Raw genomic sequence first — 20,995 nt, forward strand, 5'->3', positions numbered from 1 at the left:
GTACTGCCTGGTTCCTCGTCAGACAGGCAAACGGCCCGGGGTGACCCGGGCCGTTTCTTTATCTGCACAGCGCCCGTGGATGCAGGTAACGGGCACGTGGGGCGAGTGCGACGTGGGTGAATCGAGGGTTACGCGTCGGCGGCCACGAATCCACCGGTCTGCCGCGCCCACAGACGGGCATACAAGCCGCCGGCCGCGATCAGTTCGGCGTGCGTGCCGGTCTCCACAATGCGGCCCTGGTCCATCACCACCAGCCGGTCCATGCGCGCGATCGTGGACAACCGGTGCGCGATCGCGATCACTGTCTTGCCGGTCATCAATTCGTCCAGGTTGTCCTGGATCGCCGCTTCCACTTCCGAATCCAGCGCCGAGGTCGCCTCGTCCAGGACCAGGATCGGGGCGTCCTTGAGCAGCACCCGCGCGATCGCGATGCGCTGGCGCTGTCCACCGGACAGCTTCACCCCGCGTTCGCCGACGTGCGCGTCGTAACCCTGCCGTCCTTCGCCATCACGCAGGGTGTCGATGAAGGCCGACGCCCGTGCCTTGGCCACCGCGGCATGCAGCTGTTCCTCGGTCGCGTCCGGGCGGCCGTAGAGCAGGTTGTCGCGGATCGAGCGGTGCAGCAGCGAGGTGTCCTGGGTGACCACGCCGATCTGCCGGCGCAGGCTTTCCTGGGTCACGCCGGCGATGTCGTGGCCGTCGATGCGGATCTGCCCGCTCTCCAGGTCGTACAGCCGCAGCAGCACATTGACCAGGGTCGACTTGCCGGCACCGGAGGGGCCGACCAGACCGATCTTTTCACCGGGCTTCACCTGCAGGTCCAGCCCGGCGATGACGCCACCGCTTTTGCCGTAGTGGAAATGGATGTGATCGAAATGCACGGCGCCCTGGCTGACCACCAGCGGCACGGCATCGGCGCGGTCCTGCACGGTGAGCGGCTGGGAGATGGTGGTGATGCCGTCCTGCACCGTGCCGATATCCTCGAAGATGCCGTTGATCGTCCACATGATCCAGCCGGACATGTTGTGGATGCGGATCACCAGGCCGGTGGCCAGGGTGATCGCACCGACCGTGATGTGCCCGCCGTTCCACAACCACAGCGCCAGGCCGCAGGTGCCCACGATGAGGAAGCCGTTGACGATGGCGATGGTGACTTCCAGCCCGGTGGTGACCCGGGTCTGGCCGCGGTGCTTGACCGCCAGTTCGTCGATCGCCTCGGCCACGTAGGCCTGCTCGCGGCCGCCATGGGCGAACAGCTTCAGCGTGGGCACGTTGGTGTAGCCATCCACGATGCGGCCCATCGCCTTGGAGCGCGCCTCCGAGGCGATCCACGCGCGCTCTTTGGCCCGCGGCACGAAGTACCACATGATCACCGCATAGCCGGCCATCCACAGCCCCAGCGGAATCATCAGCCGCCAGTCGGCCTGCGCGAACAGGTACAGCGCGGTGCCGGTGTAGACGATGATGTACCAGAGCGAATCGACCATCTGCACGGCCGATTCGCGCAGCGAGGTACCGGTCTGCATGACCCGGTTGGCCATGCTGCCGGCGAAATCGTTCTGGAAGAAGCTCAGGCTCTGCCGCACCACGTAGTTGTGCATCAGCCAGCGCGAGCGGTTGCTCAACCCCGGCACGATCGCCTGGTTGACCAGCAGGCTGTGCAGCGAGACCAGCAGCGGCCGCGCAATCAGGGTGATGCCGGCCATCCACATCAACGTGTTGGCATGCCGGGCGAAGAAGTCGCTGCCGGGCTGCTCGGCGACCATGTCGACGATGCGGCCCAGGAAATCGAACATCGCCACTTCCACCAGCGCCAGCAGCAGCCCGGCGATCAACGTGGCCAGCAGCACCGGCCACACCGGACGCAGATAGTGGATGTAGAACGGCACCACCTTGCGCGGCGGCATGCGCCCATCGATCGGCGGGAAAACCGGAATCAGCGATTCGAACCAGCGGAACATCGCAGTGCACCGAAAACAAAACAGGCCGCGATTATCCCACCGCGGCCTGCCCTTTTACTCTCACCTCCATCACACGCCGGCGACGGGGTTCAGCCCTTGGTCTCCGGCGCGATCGGGGTCAGCAGCAGGTCCTGGAAATCGAAGCTGAAATCGGTCAGCGACGACACCGCCTGCATGCGCACCTCGCGGACCTTGCCGTCCGGATCCAGGCTGAAATTCACGAAGGCATCGGCATTGAGCGAACGGTCGTCCCAGCGCACCAGGAAGGTGTCGTGCTGCCAATGTTCCAGCGTGCCGATCAACTGCGCGGTCCTGCCGAAGCGCAGGCGCAGTTTGCCGCCCTGCTGTTCAACGAATACGTCGCCGTACCACGCGTCGCGGTAACCGCCCGCGTAGCGTGCCAGCGGCAGCGACGGCGTGGACTTCGCATCGCGCGCCGCCTGGTGCCTGGCCCAGCCCTCGTCCGCCTTCTCCTGCGACTTGGCCACGGCGGCCGCATAGGCGGCGACCCAGTCGGTGGCCGGCGCCTGCAGGTAGGCGTCCAGCGCTTCCATGGTGATTGCGTTGAAGGCGGCACCCACTTCCTGGTTGGTCAGCACCACGATGCCGAGCTTGTGCGCCGGCACCAGGGTCACGCGCGAGACCATGCCCGGCCAGCCGCCGGTGTGCCAGACCAGCTTCTGGCCACGGTAATCACTCAGGCTCCAGCCCTCGCCATAACCGGCGAAATTTGGCCGTGCCGCCGCAAGCTGCGGCACGCTCGGCTCGGGCACGACCTGCGGGGTGATCATCTGCCACATCGCCTGCTGGGTCTTGGCGGTGAACAGCGGCTGGCCGTTCTCCAGCGTGCCCTGGGCCAATTGCACGTTCATCCAGCGCGCCATGTCATGCACGCTGGAATAGATGCCGCCGGCGCCGGCATTGTTGGACCAGGTCAGCGGTGCGACGGTGCGCAGCTGGCTGAAATCGTACTTGGCATGACCGACCGCGGCGTTGTCGCCGGGCTGCAGATGATCGGCGTTGTAACGCGTGCCGCGCATCCCCACCGGGGTGAAGATGTGCTGCTGCAGAAAGTCCGCATAGGTCTGCCCGGACACCTGTTCGATCACCTGCTGGGCGACCGCATAGAGAATGTTGTCGTAGGCGTAGCGATCACGGAACCCGGCCTTGAGCGGCACCTTGCCCAGACGCTGCACCACCTCTTTGTTGCTGTAGGAGGTGGTCGGCCAGAACAGCAGGTCGCCCGCGCCCAGGCTCAAGCCACTGCGATGCGAGAGCAGATCGCGGATCCGCATTTCACCGGTCACATACGGATCGGACATGCGGAAGCCCGGCAGATGATCGATCACGCGGTCGTCCATCTTCAGCTTGCCCTGCTCGGCCAGCAGGTTCAGCGAGGTCGCGGTGAACGCCTTGGTGTTGGAGGCAATCGCGAACAGCGTGTCGGCCTGGACCGGCGCCGGCTTGCCCAGCTCGCGCACACCGTAACCGCGTTCCATCACGACCTTGCCGTCCTTGACCACCGCCACGGCGATGCCGGGGATGTCGAACTCGGCGCGGGCCCGTTCGATGGTGGCGTCCAGCCGCTGCAGTTCGGCCGGCACGGCGGCCGATGCCAAGGGTGCGCATGCGAGCAGCACGGCGCCTCCGATCCAGGATGTGTTCAAGCAGTGTCTCCGGTTGCGTGTGGCGGGGGCGTCGAAGGTGCCGATGCCCCGGTTTCGCACGATGGTAACGCGGGCCGGATCAGGCTCGCCTGTGCCAGAAGGAGGCCCGCCATGACCGCGCCCGCGCAGACCACCGCTACCATCATTCCCTGCCTGCGCTACCGCGATGCACACGCCGCCATTGCCTGGCTGCAGCGCGCGTTCGGGTTCCAGCAACAGGCGGTGTACGCCGAGGGCGATATCGTCCACCACGCCCAGCTGGTGTATGGCCACGGCATGATCATGCTCGGCTCGGTCGACAACGCCAGCGAATGGGGCCGCTACAACGTGCACCCCGATGAGGTCGGCGGCCGCCAGACCCAGACGGCCTGCGTGATCGTGGCCGATCCGGATGCGCATCATGCGCGCGCGGTTGCCGCCGGCGCCCGGATCGTGATCGACATCGCCGACCAGCCCTATGGCGGCCGTGGCTATGCCTGCCGCGATCCGGAGGGCTACCTGTGGTGGTTCGGCAGCTACGACCCGTGGGCCGGCCACGCGGGCGGCGCATGAGCGCACCGCCCGGCATCATCCACACCGGTATCGGCGGCTGGGTCTTCCCGGCGTGGCGTGGTGGCACCTTCTATCCGGCCGGGCTGCCGCAGCGCGAAGAGCTGGCCTATGCCAGCGAGCAGCTCGGCTGCATTGAAATCAACAGCACCTTCTACCGCGCGCAGAAGCCGGCCATCTATGCACAGTGGCGCGAGCAGACGCCCGAGGGTTTCCGCTTCTCGGCCAAGGCGCCGCGCACGATCACCCAGACCCATGACCTGACCACCGTCGGCGAACGTGCCGAGCGCTTCATCGAGGGCATCAGCGCGCTGGAGGACCGGCTGGGGCCGCTGATCTGGCAGTTCGGCGAAAACCATCCGGCCGCCACGGCCGAGTTCGATGCGTTCCTGGGCATGCTTCCGCGCAAGGTTGGCGGCGAGCGCCTGCAGCACGCGCTGGAGGTGCGCAACCCGGCTGCCTGGACACCGGACCTGCTGGCTGCTGCCCGGGCCCACGGCGCCGCGCTGGTGTTAAGCGGCTCGGACGATTACCCCAGCTTCGCCGACCCGACCGCGGACTTCATCTATGCGCGGCTGATGCGCTCACGCGCCAACCTGCGTGCCGGCTATCCAGCGCGGGCCATGGAGCAGTGGTGCCTGCGTGCGATGCGCTGGGCGCGCGGCGAGGACAATGCAGACCTGCCCCACCTCGCCGCCGACGTGCCCGCGCAGTCGCCGCGCGAGGTGTATGTGCTGTTCATTGGCGCCGCCAAGCAGCGCAATCCGGGGGCGGCGATGGCCCTGCGCGACCAGCTGCGGCAGCTCGGCGGCGGCTGACCGTTCACCGCTGCCGGCGGCGCGCCGCGAGCGCCGCATCCAGCCACCACAGCAGGGCACCGGCCACAATGAACACCACCGCCACGGCCAGCACATTGCGCGCAACCAAGCCGATGCCCAGCGCGCCCAGGTCCAGGAACGGGTACGGGTACTGCCCGCTGAGCCGCCCGACCAGCAGCGCCCAGGCCAGGTAAACGATCGGAATCGCCAGAACGCCGGCCAGCCCGCGCCGAGTGAGGCCGCCGTGCGGCCCGGCCAGCCAACCCAGCAGATACATCACGGGCACCGCGTAATGCAGGCCGGCATCGGCCCACCATTGCGCGCCCTGCGGGTGCCACAGCGGACGCAGGATGATCACGTAGATCAACCCGGTGATGCCGATGAACAGCGCCACTGCCACGCGCGGGACCGGCGCGGCCAGGCCAGTGCGACGGCCGCAGGCCAGGGCAACGCAGACCACGGCCACCCCGATGTTGCTGAGGATGGTGAAGTAGCCCAGGTAGCGCAGCGTCGCCTCCGCCGCACCCGGGCCGGGGATGCGCAGCAGCAGGTGGTACTGCAGCAGCAGCGAGGCCACTGCGACCACGGCGGTGAGGCCGGCCCAGGCGCGCAGCGCGGGCGGCATTGTGGGGGCAAGGGAATCGCTGTGCAGAGGTGTCATGGGCGCAGGATGCCACGGCCCGGAAAAGATCACGTGGAAGGCGTCCGCCACGTCGCGGCTTGTCGCACAATACGCCGATGCCGATGACCGATACCCGCAGAGCCCTGCTGCAAATCCATTTCTGTGTGCTGCTGTGGGGCGTCACCGCCATCCTCGGCAAGCTGATCACCCTGCCCGCCCTGCCCCTGGTGTGGTGGCGCATGCTGCTGGTGGTGGCCATGCTGGCGCTGGTGCCACGGGTGTGGCGCGGGCTGCGGCAACTCTCGCCGCGATTGGTCGCCGGGTACTGCGGCGTCGGCGCGCTGGTCGCGCTGCATTGGCTCACCTTCTATGGCGCGGTGAAACTGGCCAATGCCTCGGTGGCCGCGACCTGCATCGCGCTGGCGCCGGTGTTCACGGCGGTGATCGAACCGTGGGTGGCCAAGCGACCCTTCCAGTTCCGCGAGCTGGCCTTCGGCATCCTGGTGCTGCCCGGCGTCGCACTGGTGGTGGGGGGCGTTCCCGATGGCATGCGCCTGGGCGTGCTGATCGGCGCACTGTCGGCATTGCTGGTGGCCGTCTTCGGCTCGCTCAACAAGCGCCTGGTCAGCCATGCCGACCCGCTCACCGTGACCGCGCTGGAACTCGGCGCGGGCACGCTCACCCTGACCCTGCTGGCGCCGGTGCTGCCCTTCCTGCTGCCGGCGCTGGCCAGCGACCTGTGGGTGATCCCGGACCTGCACGATGGCCTGCTGCTGTTGGCCCTGGCCGGTCTCTGCACGCTGCTGCCGTTTGCGCTGGCCCTGGTCGCGCTGCGCCACATCAGCGCCTACACCTCCCAGCTGGTGACCAATCTGGAACCGGTCTACGCCATCCTGCTGGCGATGGTGCTGCTCAGCGAGCAGCGTGAGCTGACGCCGCTGTTCTATGCCGGCGTGGCGATCATCGTCGGGGCGGTGTTCCTGCACCCGCTGCTCAACCGCCGCCGGAAGGTGCAGCACCCGGAAATCCTGGCAACCTCGGAAGCGCGCAACATCGCCGATTGAGCGCGCGCACCGGCCAACACCCGGCACGCCAGGGATAGGCCGTGCGCTTCAGTCGGCGCGCAGGACCCGGTTGCGGCCCTCGCCCTTGGCCCGGTACAACGCCGCGTCGGCCCGTGCCAGGGTCTGCTCGATCGCATCGCCGTGGCGGTGCGCGGCCACCCCGATACTGATCGTCAACGGCAGGCCCAACGGCAGGTCGGCCACCGCCATGCGCAGGAAATCACACTGCAGCTCAGCGGTGGCCAGCGGCGTATCGGGCATCAGCACCACGAATTCTTCGCCACCGTACCGCGCGGCCAGGCCGTGCCCGGCGAAATGCGCACGCAGCAGACGGGCCAGTTCGGCCAGCACGTGGTCGCCGGTGGCATGGCCGTAAAGATCGTTAACGGTCTTGAAGTGATCGATGTCCAGCAGGGCGACGGCCGTGGCGCGTGGCTGGCCGTCGGCGTCCACCACCGCCGCTTCCAGCGCAGTGCTCATCGCACGGCGGTTCGGCAGGCCGGTGAGCGGGTCGGTGCGGCTCTGTTCGGCCAGGTCGGCGTTCTGCTGTTCCAGCAGTTCGTTGTACTCGGCCAGGCGCTGCTCGTACCAGGCGCGGTCGGTCATGTGCTGCTGTATCTCGTGCGCGTAGCGGCGCAGCTCCATCACCAGCGAGACCTGCCGGGACAACGCGGACAAGGCATCGCGCTGGCCCGGGCTGAGCTGCCGGGGCGCCGCATCGAACACGCACAGAGTGCCAAGTGGCAGCCCCTCGCTGCTCAGCAGCGGCGCACCGGCGTAGAAGCGGACGTGCGGGTCATCGACCACCACCGGGTTGTCGAAGAAGCGCGGATCGTTGCGCGCATCCTCGACCACCATCACCTGGTCCGGCTGCAGGATGGCGTGGCCGCAGAAGGAGATGTCGCGACTGGTTTCGGCGCCCTCCAGCAGCTGGCGCGCTTTGAACCACTGGCGGTCCTGGTCGACCAGGGTGACCGCGCCCATGCGCGTGCCGCACAACGCCGTGGCGATCGTGACCAGATCGTCGAACGACCGCTCGCGGGGGGAATCCAGGATCTGGTAGCGCTGCAGCGCCAGCAGGCGCTGCGCTTCGTTGTCCGGCTTGGACGGCTTGATCATCGTGGCAGGCAGTAGCGTGTGCCTGCGCAGTCTAGCCCGAGTATCGCGCCATCACGTGACGCACAGCATCACCAGTCCAGCTGCTTGGGCAGCAGGCCCTTGAGCTCGGCGTCGGTGAGGTTGCGCCACTGGCCCGGCTTGAGCGCACCGAGCTTGATGTTGTCGATGCGCACGCGGCGCAGCTGGGTGACCCGGAAGCCGAACGCAGCCGCCATCAGGCGGATCTGGCGGTTCAGGCCCTGCTGCAGGGTGATCCGGAACCCGAACTTGGCCAGCTTGCTGGTCCGGCATGGCAGCGTGACTTCGTCGCGGATGCGCACGCCGCGGGCCATGCCGCGCAGGAACTCATCGGTGACGGCCTTGTTGACCGCGACCATGTATTCCTTCTGGTGGCCATTTTCGGCGCGCAGGATCTGGTTGACGATGTTGCCGTTGCTGGTGAGCAGGATCAGGCCTTCGGAATCCTTGTCCAGGCGGCCGATCGGGAAGATGCGCTGCTCGTGGCCGACGAACTCCACGATGTTGCCCTTGACCGAGCTTTCGGTGGTGCAGGTGATCCCCACCGGCTTGTTCAGCGCGATGTAGACGTGCTTGCGGCCACCGGCCTTCTTGGCTTCACGGGCGCGCAGCGGCTGGCCGTCCACCAGCACCACGTCCTGTTCGCCCACCACCGCACCGGTACCGGCCGGATGGCCGTTGACGGTGACGCGGCGCTCGCCGATCAGGCGGTCGGCTTCGCGGCGGGAACAGAAGCCGGTATCGGCGATATGCTTGTTGAGTCGGGTTGTCATCGGCCCATTATCGGGCAAAAGGTGGCCGCCGCTGCGTTTTTCCGCGTGCCGGTGGTTCAGGCCGGCAATGGATCGCCGGCGGTCGTGGTGCGCTCGCCGTCGTGGATCTGGTTGCGGCCGTTGCGCTTGGCGCAGTACATGGCGTGGTCGGCCCGGCGCAGCAACCCGGCCAGATCGTCGCTGCCCGGCTGGAGTACCGCCAGGCCGATGCTGGCCGAGACGGTCAGGCCCGGGATGCCCAGCGTCTGGGTCACCGCCGCCACCTGCTGACGGACCGTCTCCAGCCGGGCCACGGCCGCGGCATGGCCGGCACCGGGCAGCAGCACCAGGAATTCCTCACCGCCCATCCGGATCACATCGTCATGGTTGCGCACCGAGCCGCGCAGCGCGCGCGCCACCGCGACCAGCACCTGGTCGCCCACCTCATGCCCGAACTGGTCGTTGATGTCCTTGAACAGATCGATGTCCAGGAAGCCGATCGCCAGCGCATGCGGCTGCTGGCGCGCCCGTTCCAGGTATTGCGCGAGCAGGCGCAGGCCGGCGCGACGGTTGGGCAGGCCGGTGAGCACGTCGGTGTCGGCCAGCTGGCGCATTTCATCGCGCTGGCGGCGCAGCCTGCCCAGCCGGAGATTCAGGGCGTAGGCGGCCATCATCAAGAACCAGGTGGCCGACAACTGCAGCGCTTCGATCCGATAGGCCACCAGCCAGCGCGCGTCCAGCGCGTCGGCCCCGATCATGATCCACCAGGGGGCCAGCGCGGCCAGCCCCGGCAGTGCATGCGCATCGCCCCGCCACAGCCCCCACAGGCCCGCACCGAGACACAGCGTGCAGACGACCAGGAAACTGCCTTCCAGCGCTGCCGCCCCGGCGCTCAGCCCGTCCAGCCCCCAGAGCGGCACGCTCAGCCCGAGCGCGATCAGGCCCCACAGCACGAGGTGCTGGGCCGGACGCGAGCGCGGCCAGCGCCGGTCACCGCCGGTGAGGCGCCACAGGATCGGCAGCAGCAAGGCCTGGCTGAACGCGGTGAGTGCGATCAGCCACCAGGAGGCGCGGTCGTGCACCGGCAACCACGGCTCGGGATAGCCGCTCAGCCCGCCAAGCACCGCCTGCCAGAGCACGAACACAACGCAGGCGCCGACATACACCAGGAAAGACCGGTCGCGGGTGGTGGCCCAGCCCATCAGCGCAGACAGCGCCAGGGCGATCGCCACGGCGATACAGGCTGCACGCACCAGCAGCCGGGCGGTGTCGTTCTGCTGCACCGGACTGGGCGCGCCAAGCTGGATGGTCGGTACCCAGCGCGGCTTCAGCGGCCGGGTCCAGGACACCACGATCGGCTCGTGATCGCCGGCCTTGGGCACCACCACCAACCCGACCCCGGCCCGGAAGCGCGAATCGCGCGTGCGGGCATCGTGCATGCTGCCGCAGATCTCGCGGTCGCCATGGCTGATGCGGACCTCGCCGGTGAGGACCCCGAATACGTCCACGGCCTGTGGCTTGCCCGACCAGCCGGCGGCGGGCGCCGGGATCGAGAGCACTTCCTGGTGGCGTGCCAGTACATCCGGCGCGCAGGCGCGCTGCGGCGTCACCTCATCGGTGGCCCCGCCCAGCAACAGGAAGTCCTGCCCCACGCGCGGCGCCGCCTGCAGGCTCCAGGGCAACAGCCACAGCAGCACCAGCGCGAACGCCATCCACCCGATTGAATAACCGCCCCCGTTGCTCACGCCTGCGTCCTGCCCGCCCGTGTTCGTCCGCGCACACCGTGTCCGGAACCGTCGGCGGCGATTATCGCATCATGGCATGCCCCGCCAGGCGTCGGAGGACAGGCCCGCGCGCACCGGCCGTATCGCCAGCTGGGTCATCCGCTCCAGCGGGATCGGGCGCTCGATCGCATACCCCTGCAAACCCTCCACGCCCATCTGCGCCAGCTGGTCGGCCACCACCGCCGATTCGACCCACTCGGCAACGACCATCATGTGCAGCTCGCGGCCCACCTCGGTGATCGCGCGCACGGCGGCGCGGTTGACCGGATCCACGTTCATGTCGCGCACGAACACGCCATCGATCTTGAGCATGTCTGCCGGCAACTGGCGCAGATAGCCGAACGAGGACAACCCGGAGCCGAAATCATCCAGCGCCATACGGCAGCCACGCGCCTTGACCGCGTCGATGAAGGCACGCGCCTGTGCCAGGTTGCTGACCGCGGCGGTTTCGGTGATTTCAAAGCAGAGCTTGCGGGCCAGGCCGCGGTTGCGTTCCAGCAGATCGGTGACGAAGGCCAGGAAGCTGGGCTCGGCGATCGACTGCGCCGACACGTTGACGTTGCACAGGCCCAGCTGCTGCACGTGGCTCGGGCACACCTGCAGGTGCCGGAACAGCAGCGACAACACGTGCCGGTCCAGCGCCATGCCCATGCCGTAACGTTCCACCGCGCCCATGAACTCGGCCGGCCCCTGCAGGGCACCCTCCGGGCTGCGCATGCGCACCAGCACTTCGTAGTGCAGGAACTCCGGATCGCCGACCCGCTCGATGCGCTGGGCATACAGCAGCATGCGGTTCTCGGCCATCGCGCTGGAGACATTGGCCAGGCGCTCGGCTTCGCGCCGACGTTCGTCCAGCGCCATGCGGCTTTCGTTGTAGCAATGCACACGGTTGCGACCGGCCTCCTTGGCGGCATAGCAGGCGCTGTCGGCCGCGCTCATCAGCCAGTTCACATCCGGAGCCTCGGCGGTCACTTCCACCACGCCGACGCTGCAGCTCACCCGGGGGGCGCCGTCGCCGTGATGCAGGCTGACCTGGCCCAGCGTGCGGATTACCCGTTGCAGCACCTGCTTGGCCTCGTCCTGGCCGGCGTTGGCCAGGAACAGGGCAAACTCGTCCCCGCCCAGGCGGCCCACCCAGTCGCCATCGCGCACGGCGCCGACCAGGTAATCGGCGAAACTGCGCAGCAGCTGGTCGCCCGCGGCATGGCCGAGCCCGTCGTTGACCAGCTTGAAGTAATCCAGATCGATGTAGCACAGCGAGTGGATCCCGCCCTCGGCGCGTACCGCCACCAGCGCCTGATCGAGCAGCCGCTCGATCTCGCGGCGGTTGATCAGCCCGGTCAGCGGGTCATGACTGGCGTGGTGTTCCACCTCCCGCGCCAGCGCATGGTTCTGCGAGACATCCTCCACCAGCGCGAACACCGCCGGCGCGCGGCCCCGGGTATGCACCACCGTCCCGCTCCAGCGCCCCCACATCAGGCTGCCATCGGCGCGCAGGAAGCGCAGCTCGCCCGGGCGCAGCTGGCGTGGCCAGTCGATCCGCCCGCGCTCGTCCAGGACCAGCTCCCCCTCCACCAGCAGATCGGCCAGCGACAGGCTGAGCAGCGCCTCACGGCGATGGTCGAGGATATCGGCCATGGCCTGGTTGGCCTCCATGATGCCGCCCTCCTCGTCGAGCTTGAGCATGCCGACCGTGGCCTGGTAGAACGCCGCGCGGAACCGGCTTTCCTGCTCGGTCAGGTCGTTGCGCACGCGCCGCGCGAGCAGCACCGCGATCAGCGTGATCGCCAGCACCGACAACCCCCCGACGATGAAGGTGGTCATGCGCACCATCGCCGCGGTATGCAGCAACGCGCTGGAGAACGCCCGCGCCTGGTTCTGCATGTCCACGTCCAGCGCCTGCACCCGGCGCAGCAGTGCCTGCTGTACCGCCGGGGTCAGGCTGCCGGCCGCATGTCCGGCCTGGACCCGGTCGGTGATGGCCACCAGCTGCAGCAGATCGTCGTCGGTGTCGCGCCACAGGCGCACTGCGTCGCGGAAATACGGCTGATCGCGCAGGTAGCGATACGACAGGATCAACCGGTTGATGTCGCCGCGGGCGTTGCCGCCTTCGATGAAGCCCCGGCGTGCCGCAGCGATGTCCGGGGCGGCCTGTTCCAGTGCACGGCGGGCGGTCAGGTCGCCCAGCGGCACCCGCAGCGCCTGCCGGGTCAGCGCAAGATCGGCTGGATCGGCCGAGGTGATGTACCGCGACAGCGCGTGGGTGGCCTGCTGCTGGCCGCGCGACCAGTGGCTCTGGCCCATGATCCATGCGGTGGAGGCCGCCTGCAGCTCCTGGATCAGGGCGGAAATGCCGACCAGGCCGATGGCCATGCCGGTCAACAGCACGAAGCGCAGGGTCAGGCCCCGCATGGAATACGGTATCGCGGTGCCGCCACTCTCCCTGCGACCTCCATACATCGCCGATCCCCCCGGGGCTGCGGATGTGGAAACTCATTCCATTGGAGCATGGTCCAACCCGCAGGCTAGGGCCAGTGTTGTTGAGACGGCGCGAAACCGGCGCCCAGGGACGCGGGGGCCGGAAACGACGACGCCAGCCCGGAGGCTGGCGTCGCGTCGATCACCCGAGGGGGATCAGAAGTTGCGCGGACCGCGCGGCTTGAAGCCATCACGGCGCGGCGGACGGTCGTTGCCGCCGGGGCCGCTGCGCGGGCCACCCGGACCACGCGGCTTGCCCTGGCCGAACTTCGGCTTGAACGCCGGACGCGGGGACGGGGTCAGGTCTTCACCCGGCTCGACCTTGCGCATCTGAAGCTGCTGGCCCGAGACCCACACCTTCTTCAGGTGGGTCAGCAGGTCCTGCGGCATTTCGGCCGGCAGGTCCAGCACCGAGAAGTCGTCGTGGATGTCGATGCGGCCGATGAAGCGGCTTTCCAGACCGGCTTCGTTGGCGATCGCGCCGACGATGTTGCCCGGCTTCACGCCGTGCACGTGGCCCACTTCGATGCGGAAGGTTTCCATGCCCGGCTCGGCGGCACCGCGCGGGGCGATGTCACGGCGCGGGGCACGCTCGAAGCCGCCCTCGCTGCTGCCGAAGTCGCCTTCCGGACGCGGCGGGCGCGGGCCGCGGTCGTCTTCACGACGCGGGCCACGCTCGAAGCGCGGCTCGAAACGGGCCGGGCGCTCGCCACGGTCGTTGCTGCGCTCGTTGCGCTGGTGCGGCGCGCGCTCTTCACGGGCACCACGCACCGGCGGGGTCAGCAGGAACGGCGAATCGCCCTGCAGCAGCTTGGCCAGTGCGGCGGCGATGTCGATCGCCGGCACGTTCTTCTCGCCTTCCAGCTTCTGCAGCAGGTCGCGGTAGAACTCGGTACCACCGGCATCGAGGGCATCGCTGATGCGGCTCATGAACTTGGTGATGCGGGTATCGTTGACCGCGTCCACGCTCGGCAGCTGCATTTCTTCGATCGGCTGGCGGGTGGCGCGCTCGATCGCACGCAGCATGCCCTTTTCGCGCGGGGTGGCGAACAGGATCGCGTCACCGGTGCGGCCGGCACGACCGGTACGGCCGATGCGGTGCACATAGCTTTCGGTGTCGTACGGGATGTCGTAGTTCAGCACGTGGCTGATGCGCTCCACGTCCAGGCCACGGGCGGCCACGTCGGTGGCCACCAGGATGTCCAGCTTGCCTTCCTTGAGCATGCCGATGGTGCGTTCGCGCTGGGCCTGCTGCATGTCGCCGTTGATGGCGGCCGCAGCCAGGCCACGTGCCTGCAGCTTCTCGGCCAGCTCTTCGGTGGCCGCCTTGGTACGCGAGAAGATGATCATCGCGTCGAAGGGTTCCACTTCCAGGATGCGGGTCAGCGCGTCCAGCTTGTGCATGCCGCTCACCCACCAGTAGCGCTGGCGGATGTTGGCCGAGGTCGTCGTCTTGCTGACGATGGTGACTTCAGCCGGGTTCTTCAGGTAGGTCTGCGCGATGCGGCGGATCTGCGACGGCATGGTGGCCGAGAACAGGGCGACCTGGCGGGTCTCCGGCAGCTTCTTCAGCACCGCTTCGACGTCGTCGATGAAGCCCATGCGCAGCATTTCATCGGCTTCGTCCAGCACCAGCGTCTTCAGCTCGGACAGGTCCAGGGTGCCGCGCTCGAGGTGATCGATCACACGGCCCGGGGTACCGACGATGACGTGCACGCCACGGCGCAGGGCCTGCAGCTGCTGGCCATACGGCTGGCCGCCGTACACCGGCAGCACGCGGAAGCCCGGAATGCCGGAGGAATAGGTCTGGAACGCCTCGGCGACCTGGATGGCCAGTTCGCGGGTCGGTGCCAGCACCAGCACCTGCGGCTTGGTCTGGTTGAAATCGAGGTTGGACAGCACCGGCAGCGCGAACGCGGCGGTCTTGCCGGTACCGGTCTGGGCCTGGCCCAGCACGTCGCGCCCTTCCAGCATGGCGGGAATGGTGGCGGCCTGGATCGGCGAGGGGGTTTCATAGCCGACGGTGGCGACCGCCTGCATGACGGCGTCGGACAGGCCGAGGTCTGCAAACCGCAGCGGCGTGGTGGAATCTTGGGACATGGGGAACTCCGAAACACCGCCGTTTTACGCGGCAGTGAGATAAAAAAGGGGGATGGTCCGCGCTTTGGGCGCCCTTTCTTATCGCGTGCCCTGGCGCTGCTCGGTCGGAGGAGAATTCACTCACTCAGGGGGTGATGATACCGCATCGTTCCTGAACAACGTGTACAGATTGCCACGTGGATGCCGTTCTGCCGCGTGCTGGCGCACAATACGCGCCCTCTCCCGGCCGGGCCCAACGCCCGCGCCCCTTCCCAGGATACCCGTTTTCATGCAGACCCTCGAATTTGAACTGGACCGCGACTACGTCGAGCTCAAGCAGCTGCTCAAGCTGGCCGACCTGGTCACCAGCGGGGGCGAAGCCAAGACCGTGATCGGCGACGGCCAGGTCCTGGTGGATGGTGAAGTGGAGCTGCGCAAGGCCTGCAAGATCCGCGCGGGCCAGCAGGTGCAGTTCGCCGACACCGTCATCCACGTGATCGCCGACAGCGACGCGCCCTGACCCTGTGTGACGACCAACGGTCGTCACCTGCCGGTGAGGTGGGCGGCGATCAACTGGCGGAACGGGGCCACGCCGTGCGCCAGCCGCAGCCCGGCCCGGCGCAGAAGCCGCGCCGGCAGGCGGTCATCGGTATACAGCGAGGCGATCGCATTGGTCGCCTCGTAGAGCGGCCGCGAGGCCAACCGGTGGCCGCGCTCGTACGCGGCCAGCGCGGACGGCGCGGCGATGTCGCGCCCCTGCCCCGCCGCCCTGCGCACGATCCCGGCCAGCCGATGCTGGCTCTGCAGGCCCAGATTGAAGCCATGGGCCGTCACCGGATGCATGCCGACCGCGGCATCGCCGATCAACGCGCAGCGATCGCCGGCAAACGCGTGCGCGTAAACGCCCACCAGCGGATACGCGACCGGCCTGGCCAGCGGCCGCATCGCGCCCAGTCGATGCTCGAAGAACGTGCTGATGCTGCGGCCGAAGTCGCCTTCGTCCTGGGCGATCAGGCCTGCGATCTGGCGCGGCGGCAGGGTGATCACCGCCGAGGCCTGGTCGCCGTTGAGCGGCAGCAGCGCCATCGTGCGGCCATAGCCGAACCACTCCCAGGCCGTGTGCCGGTGCGGCACCTCGATCTGCATCCGGCACACCAGCATCGATTTGCCGAAGTCGCGCATCTGCGCCCCGATCCCCAGCAGGCGCCGGGTCGCGGAAAAGCGGCTGTCCGCGGCGACCACCAGGCGCGCGGCCAACTGGCGGCCATCGGCCAGGGTGACCGTGCTGCGGGTGGGGCCGGGGGCGACGGCCGTCACGCTGGCCTGGTCCACGATGTCCAGCCCGGCCTGGGCCTGCACGCTCTGCCACGCGGCGCGGCGGATCAGATGATTGGGCACCAGCCAGCCCAGGTCATCGCCGGTACGCTCGTGCGCAGCGAAGGTCAGCGCGAACGGCGAGCCGCCGTCCATCACCTTGGCATCGCGCAGCGGGGAAATCTCGGCCGGGTCCAGCCGCTCCCACAGGCCCAACGATTCCAGGATCTGGCGCGAGGCGTGGGTCAGCGCGATCTCGCGGCCATCGAAGGCCGGATCGGCCAGCGCCGCGCGCGGCTGCTGTTCGATCAGCGTCACGCTCAGGCCGGTATCGGCCAGCGCGCGTGCGAAGCACAGCCCGGTCGGGCCGGCACCCACCACCACCACATCCACAGACTGCATGATCCCATCCTGCCGTTACGTGTGAGGTGCAGCTTAGCGCCGCACCCCCAGTGGCGTCCTTGATCTGGATCAGCCGCGCCAGCACCCGTTCACAGCAACGCCCACAGCAGCATCACGATGCCCAGCAGAGAGACCAGCCACACCAGGCTGCGCACATAAGGCACGCCGGCGGCGTACAGCGGCAGGTAGATCAGGCGCGCCCAGAAATACAGCTGCACCGCCACGGCGGTCATCCCATCCTGGCGCTGGGTCAGTACCACCGCCAGCACCGCGGCCGCAAAGAACGGGAAGGTTTCCATGAAGTTGCTCTGCGCGCGCTGCAGGCGGCCGGCCAGCGGGCCCGGCGGTGGCATCGGCTGATCGCGCGCGGAGGCGTTCCAGCCGATGCCGCGCTCGCGGGTGATCAGCGTGGAGGGCGCGAACACGTGCACCAGGCCGAGCACCATCGACCACACCAGCATCTGGATCTCGATACTCATCTGCGCAGGCTCCGGCAATCAGGGGGTGGCGGCACGCACGCTGTAACCGGCCAGGCGCCAGATGCGGTCTTCGTCGAACCGGAAGGAGACCAGTTCGCGCACCGGCTGGGCACTGTTGGCAAAGCGCGTGGGGAAACTGACGTTGATGTAGAGCCCTTCGGGAACGGTTGCCCCGGCGGCGTACTTGACCCGGGTCACCACCGGTTGGCCGCGCGAGGCCAGCGCGCCAAGACGTTGGCGATCAGCGGTGAGCTGGCTGACGAACGCCTGCTCGGTCACCGACTTCTTCGCCACGGCCGAAGCGCCTTTCCACGCCTCGCCGGCGCGGTTGGCATCGACCAGCTTGGCCACCTGCAACGCGGCGGCGGTCATTTCCGCATCCTGCTTCTGCACCTGCGCCTGCTGCGCTGGGCTCAGTGCCGGACGCGCTGCGGGCGTGGCCGCAGGCGCTGGGCGCGCCGGCGCGGGTGCAGGGGTGGCCGGCGGCGTCTGGGCCAGCGTGGCGAAAGGCAGCAGAGCGGACAACAGCAGCAGCGGAACACGCATCAGGACACCGTTGGCTGGAAGGAACGGGTCCAGTCTACGGGAAGGACGTGAGTCCTCCGTCAGTTGCGTTCGGCGGCCTCGGCCGATGCCGGACGGGCGTCGCCGAGGGTCCGCTCGGCGGTCTCCGTCTGGTCCGGGGCCACGGTGGTCGGCAGCAGGGTGGAGACATCGATTTCCGACAGCGGACTCTCGTCCGGACACGTCTCGTCGGGGAAACCGAAGCGCTGCTTCAGCGCCTGCCCGCAGCTGTTGACGGCCTCCAGCTCGCTGCCCTCGCGCTTGCACTCCTGATCGAAGGCGACCAGGAAGGCATCCTTGCGGCGCACGAACGCATCGCCGCATTTGCGCATCTGCTTGATCCGCTCCAGATCGTCCTGCACGGCGTTGGTGCCGTCCAGCCCGAACTGACGCAGCTCCTCGGCGGTCAACAGGCGCAGGCTGCGGTTGGGCACGGTCATCATCAGGTCGGCCACGCCCACCGCCACGCCGTTGCGCTGCAGGTAATCCTTCACGTTGTCATAGACCTCGTGGAGTTCGCGGTTGAGTTCAGCACGCGAGGTCGCCTTGGAACTGATCCGCATCATGCGATGGATGCCGACCTTGCCCGAGACCAGCCGGTTGTCGCCGGCCGCGAGCACGAACACGCAGGCACTGTGGCAGACCGAGCCTTCGCGCACCCATATCGTCCAGTTGGATTCACCGATGCGGTCGCCGGCCACGATGGCGGCTTCGACCTGGCCACCACTGGAATCCAAATCCAGGATGCGCCGCGAAATCCGCTGCGCATCGGCGACCACCGCCAGCCGGGCGACCAGCTCGGAGAAGCCCGGATTGATCTTGCCCACATAGCGCACGCGCAGCAGGCCGCGCTCGGCGCAGGGCTGCAGCGCGGCCTCGATGCTGGCCCGGTCCAGCGCCTCCAACGGGGCGCCATCGCCGGCCTCCCCGGCGTAGTCGGTATCGCAGCTGATCCACGCCTTGCCGTTTTCCAATGCGGCCTGCGGCCAGCTCAGGTCGCCCCGCTTGGGCGCGGGTGGCGGCGGGGGCGGCGCATCGGCTGCATTGATGGACACCATGTGATCGCCATCGGCCGTCTGCGCCCGCACGGCCTTGTCGGCGGCGGTGACATTGCCCGGGTTCTCCAGCTGGCTGCAACCGGCCAGGCCCAGGTACAACAACGGCAACCACCACGACTTGAGCAACATGGACAACCCGGAATCCTTGCAAGGGGGGAATGCGCGGCAAAATGAGCGCGCACGCACAGTCTAGTGCGCGTCCGGCGCATCGCGGCAACCTGCCCTGAACCGGGCGACCCCGGCATGGCATTGCTGTCCGAAAATGGCGAGCCAGGCCCGGGCGGCGGGCATAGACTGGCCCCCATGGAGACCGCCCTGCCCCTGGACCACACCGCCTGCGAACGTGCCCGCCTGGCCCGCGACGCGCGCTTTGACGGGGTGTTCTTCACCGCCGTGCGCAGTACCGGCATCTACTGCCGTCCGGTCTGCCCGGCACCGGCGCCGAAGCCTTCCAATGTCACCTACTACCCGACCGCGGCCGCCGCAGCGGCAGCCGGTTACCGCCCCTGCCTGCGCTGCCGTCCCGAGCTGGCGCCCGAGGCCCAGGACGCGCTGGACAATGAAACCCTGCAGCGCGCGTTGGCGCTGATCCATGAGGGTTATCTGCAGGATCAACCGGTCGCCGATCTGGCCGCGCACGTCGGCCTGAGTGCCCGCCAGCTGCAGCGCCTGTTCGTCGCCCGCCTCGGCGCCGCACCAGCGCAGATCCACGCCACGCGGCGGCTGCTGCTGGCCAAGCAATTGCTGACCGAAACCGCGCTCCCCGTGACCGATGTCGCGATGGCCTCGGGCTACAACAGCCTGCGCCGGTTCAACGCGGCCTTCCTGGATGGCTGCGGCATGCCCCCGACCGCGATCCGCCGCCAGCGTGGCGCGCTGACCGATGGCGCGCTCACGCTGCGCCTGGGCTATCGGCCGCCGCTCGATTTCACCGCGATGCTCGGTTTCCTGCGCCGCCGCGCGATTCCCGGCATCGAGCAGATCGGCACGGACAGCTACCAGCGCGTGATCGGGCCGCCCGAGCGTCCCTCACTGCTGAGCGTGACCGCCGATCCACGGCGCCCCGAACTGCTGCTGCAGCTGGGCCAGGTCGATCCGCGCGCGATTCCGGGCATCGTCCGGCGCGTGCGGCGCATCTTCGATCTGGACGCGGATCTGCTCAGGGTGCACGCCACGCTGATGCAGGAGCCGCTGCTCGCTGCGGGCATCGCGCAGCGCCCGGGGCTGCGCGTACCCGGCGGTTGGGATGGCTTTGAAGTGGCCGTGCGCGCCGTGCTCGGCCAGCAGGTCAGCGTGGCCGCCGCCGCGACCTTGGCACGCCGCGTGGTGGACCGCTTCGGGGCCACCCTGGAAGGCATGCCGGCAGGACTGGACCGCCAGTTCCCCTCGCCCGCGGTGCTGGCCCAGGCGCCGCTGGAAACGATCGGCCTGCCGCGTACCCGGGCCGCCACCGTGCGCGGTGTGGCCCAGGCGGTGGTCGAGGGCCGGCTCGATTTTGGCGCCGGCCAGTCGTTGGCCGGCTTCGTCGAACGCTGCGTCGCCCTGCCCGGGATCGGCCCATGGACCGCGCACTACATCGCGCTGCGCGCCTTGGCCCTGCCCGATGCGTTCCCCGCCGGCGATCTGGTCCTGCAACAGGTGCTCGGCGATGGCACGCGCTTGAGCGAGCGCGCCACCAAGGCACGTTCGCAACCGTGGCGCCCCTGGCGCGCCTACGCCGTTCTGCACCTGTGGCACCTGGCCACCCCTGCTCCGGGAGTTCCCTCATGACCCTGCTCTACGACACCTTCGACAGCCCGATCGGCGCCCTCACCGTGGCCGGGGACAGCCAGGGCATCCACCACATCCTGTTCGAGAACAACCGTTATGACGCCAAAGGCCGCGAGCACTGGCAGCGCGACGCCCATGCGTTGCGCGGCGCACGCGGCCAGTTGCTGGAGTACCTGCGCGGCGAACGCATGCGCTTCGATCTGCCGCTCGCCCCGCACGGAACGCCGTTCCAGCTGCGCGTGTGGAAAGCGCTGGCCGATATCCCCTTCGGCCAGACCTGGAGCTACGTCGAACTGGCGCGTCACATCGATCACCCCAGCGCCAGCCGCGCAGTCGGTGCCGCAAATGGCCGCAATCCGCTGCCGATCGTGCTGCCCTGCCACCGCGTGATCGGCAGCAGCGGGGCACTCACCGGATTCGGCGGCGGGCTGGCCACCAAGGCGGCCCTGCTGCAGTTGGAAGCCCGGCGGGACGCACTGTTCGCGTAGCCGGTCACG

Annotated in this window: 18 protein-coding genes; 6 read left to right on the forward strand and 12 right to left on the reverse strand. The window is 68.6% G+C overall.

All coding sequences use genetic code 11. The features are described from left to right. Positions 1 to 128: 128 nt before the first annotated feature. Positions 129 to 1,961, reverse strand: a complete 1,833-nt coding sequence (gene smrA, locus ORK51_RS10205; protein ID WP_266084836.1) for a multidrug efflux ABC transporter SmrA — start codon at positions 1,959 to 1,961, stop codon at positions 129 to 131. 89 nt (positions 1,962 to 2,050) lie between these two features. Further along, positions 2,051 to 3,628, reverse strand: a complete 1,578-nt coding sequence (locus ORK51_RS10210; RefSeq protein WP_266084837.1) for a serine hydrolase — start codon at positions 3,626 to 3,628, stop codon at positions 2,051 to 2,053. A gap of 111 nt (positions 3,629 to 3,739) precedes the next feature. On the opposite strand from ORK51_RS10210, the gene ORK51_RS10215 reads away from it, so the two are divergent. After that, positions 3,740 to 4,180, forward strand: coding sequence for a VOC family protein (locus ORK51_RS10215; RefSeq protein ID WP_266084838.1), 441 nt, complete (start codon positions 3,740 to 3,742; stop codon positions 4,178 to 4,180). Beyond that, a complete protein-coding gene (locus ORK51_RS10220; protein WP_266084839.1) occupies positions 4,177 to 4,995 on the forward strand; it encodes a DUF72 domain-containing protein in 819 nt (272 codons plus the stop codon). The genes ORK51_RS10215 and ORK51_RS10220 overlap by 4 nt, the downstream gene beginning before the upstream one ends. A 4-nt stretch (positions 4,996 to 4,999) precedes the next feature. Here ORK51_RS10220 and ORK51_RS10225 read toward each other — a convergent pair whose 3' ends face one another. Continuing rightward, complete coding sequence (locus ORK51_RS10225) at positions 5,000 to 5,620, reverse strand: Pr6Pr family membrane protein (protein WP_266084840.1); 621 nt, start codon at positions 5,618 to 5,620, stop codon at positions 5,000 to 5,002. A gap of 113 nt (positions 5,621 to 5,733) precedes the next feature. On the opposite strand from ORK51_RS10225, the gene ORK51_RS10230 reads away from it, so the two are divergent. Beyond that, on the forward strand, positions 5,734 to 6,681 hold the full coding sequence (locus tag ORK51_RS10230) for a DMT family transporter (protein WP_019184429.1): 948 nt from the start codon (positions 5,734 to 5,736) through the stop codon (positions 6,679 to 6,681). A 48-nt stretch (positions 6,682 to 6,729) separates the two neighbouring features. On the opposite strand, the gene ORK51_RS10235 is transcribed toward ORK51_RS10230, so the two are convergent. From ORK51_RS10235 to ORK51_RS10255, 5 genes are all read right to left on the reverse strand, one after another. After that, entirely contained in the window at positions 6,730 to 7,800 is a 1,071-nt protein-coding gene (locus tag ORK51_RS10235) for a GGDEF domain-containing protein (RefSeq protein WP_070426920.1), read from the reverse strand. A 68-nt stretch (positions 7,801 to 7,868) separates the two neighbouring features. Continuing rightward, positions 7,869 to 8,591, reverse strand: a complete 723-nt coding sequence (locus tag ORK51_RS10240) for a pseudouridine synthase (RefSeq protein WP_019184431.1) — start codon at positions 8,589 to 8,591, stop codon at positions 7,869 to 7,871. Positions 8,592 to 8,647: 56 nt separating this feature from the next. After that, positions 8,648 to 10,282: a sensor domain-containing diguanylate cyclase gene (locus ORK51_RS10245; protein WP_070426919.1), complete on the reverse strand. Its 1,635-nt coding sequence runs from the start codon at positions 10,280 to 10,282 to the stop codon at positions 8,648 to 8,650. 102 nt (positions 10,283 to 10,384) lie between these two features. Further along, a complete protein-coding gene (locus ORK51_RS10250; RefSeq protein WP_237393517.1) occupies positions 10,385 to 12,766 on the reverse strand; it encodes a putative bifunctional diguanylate cyclase/phosphodiesterase in 2,382 nt (793 codons plus the stop codon). A gap of 222 nt (positions 12,767 to 12,988) precedes the next feature. Then, a complete protein-coding gene (locus ORK51_RS10255; protein WP_070426917.1) occupies positions 12,989 to 14,932 on the reverse strand; it encodes a DEAD/DEAH box helicase in 1,944 nt (647 codons plus the stop codon). Between the two features lie 268 nt (positions 14,933 to 15,200). Between ORK51_RS10255 and ORK51_RS10260 the strand changes: the two genes are divergently transcribed. Continuing rightward, the gene (locus ORK51_RS10260; protein WP_019184435.1) at positions 15,201 to 15,431 is read left to right on the forward strand and encodes an RNA-binding S4 domain-containing protein; all 231 of its coding nucleotides are present in this window, start codon (positions 15,201 to 15,203) and stop codon (positions 15,429 to 15,431) included. 23 nt (positions 15,432 to 15,454) lie between these two features. On the opposite strand, the gene ubiM is transcribed toward ORK51_RS10260, so the two are convergent. From ubiM to ORK51_RS10280, 4 genes are all read right to left on the reverse strand, one after another. Beyond that, positions 15,455 to 16,627, reverse strand: a complete 1,173-nt coding sequence (gene ubiM, locus ORK51_RS10265) for a 5-demethoxyubiquinol-8 5-hydroxylase UbiM (protein WP_266084841.1) — start codon at positions 16,625 to 16,627, stop codon at positions 15,455 to 15,457. 89 nt (positions 16,628 to 16,716) lie between these two features. Then, entirely contained in the window at positions 16,717 to 17,106 is a 390-nt protein-coding gene (locus tag ORK51_RS10270; RefSeq protein ID WP_019184437.1) for an MAPEG family protein, read from the reverse strand. A gap of 18 nt (positions 17,107 to 17,124) precedes the next feature. Further along, a complete protein-coding gene (locus ORK51_RS10275; protein WP_070426914.1) occupies positions 17,125 to 17,652 on the reverse strand; it encodes a DUF4019 domain-containing protein in 528 nt (175 codons plus the stop codon). Positions 17,653 to 17,711: 59 nt separating this feature from the next. Beyond that, positions 17,712 to 18,854, reverse strand: coding sequence for a COG3904 family protein (locus ORK51_RS10280; protein WP_429000655.1), 1,143 nt, complete (start codon positions 18,852 to 18,854; stop codon positions 17,712 to 17,714). A 177-nt stretch (positions 18,855 to 19,031) separates the two neighbouring features. Between ORK51_RS10280 and ORK51_RS10285 the strand changes: the two genes are divergently transcribed. Continuing rightward, positions 19,032 to 20,498 (forward strand): DNA-3-methyladenine glycosylase 2, encoded by a 1,467-nt coding sequence (locus tag ORK51_RS10285; RefSeq protein WP_266084842.1) that lies wholly within the window; start codon positions 19,032 to 19,034, stop codon positions 20,496 to 20,498. Continuing rightward, a complete protein-coding gene (locus tag ORK51_RS10290) occupies positions 20,495 to 20,986 on the forward strand; it encodes a methylated-DNA--[protein]-cysteine S-methyltransferase (protein ID WP_070426911.1) in 492 nt (163 codons plus the stop codon). The genes ORK51_RS10285 and ORK51_RS10290 overlap by 4 nt, the downstream gene beginning before the upstream one ends. Positions 20,987 to 20,995 lie beyond the last annotated feature (9 nt).

It is taken from the genome of Stenotrophomonas sp. RIT-551 (assembly GCF_026241915.1).
GTDB lineage: Bacteria > Pseudomonadota > Gammaproteobacteria > Xanthomonadales > Xanthomonadaceae > Stenotrophomonas > Stenotrophomonas bentonitica_A.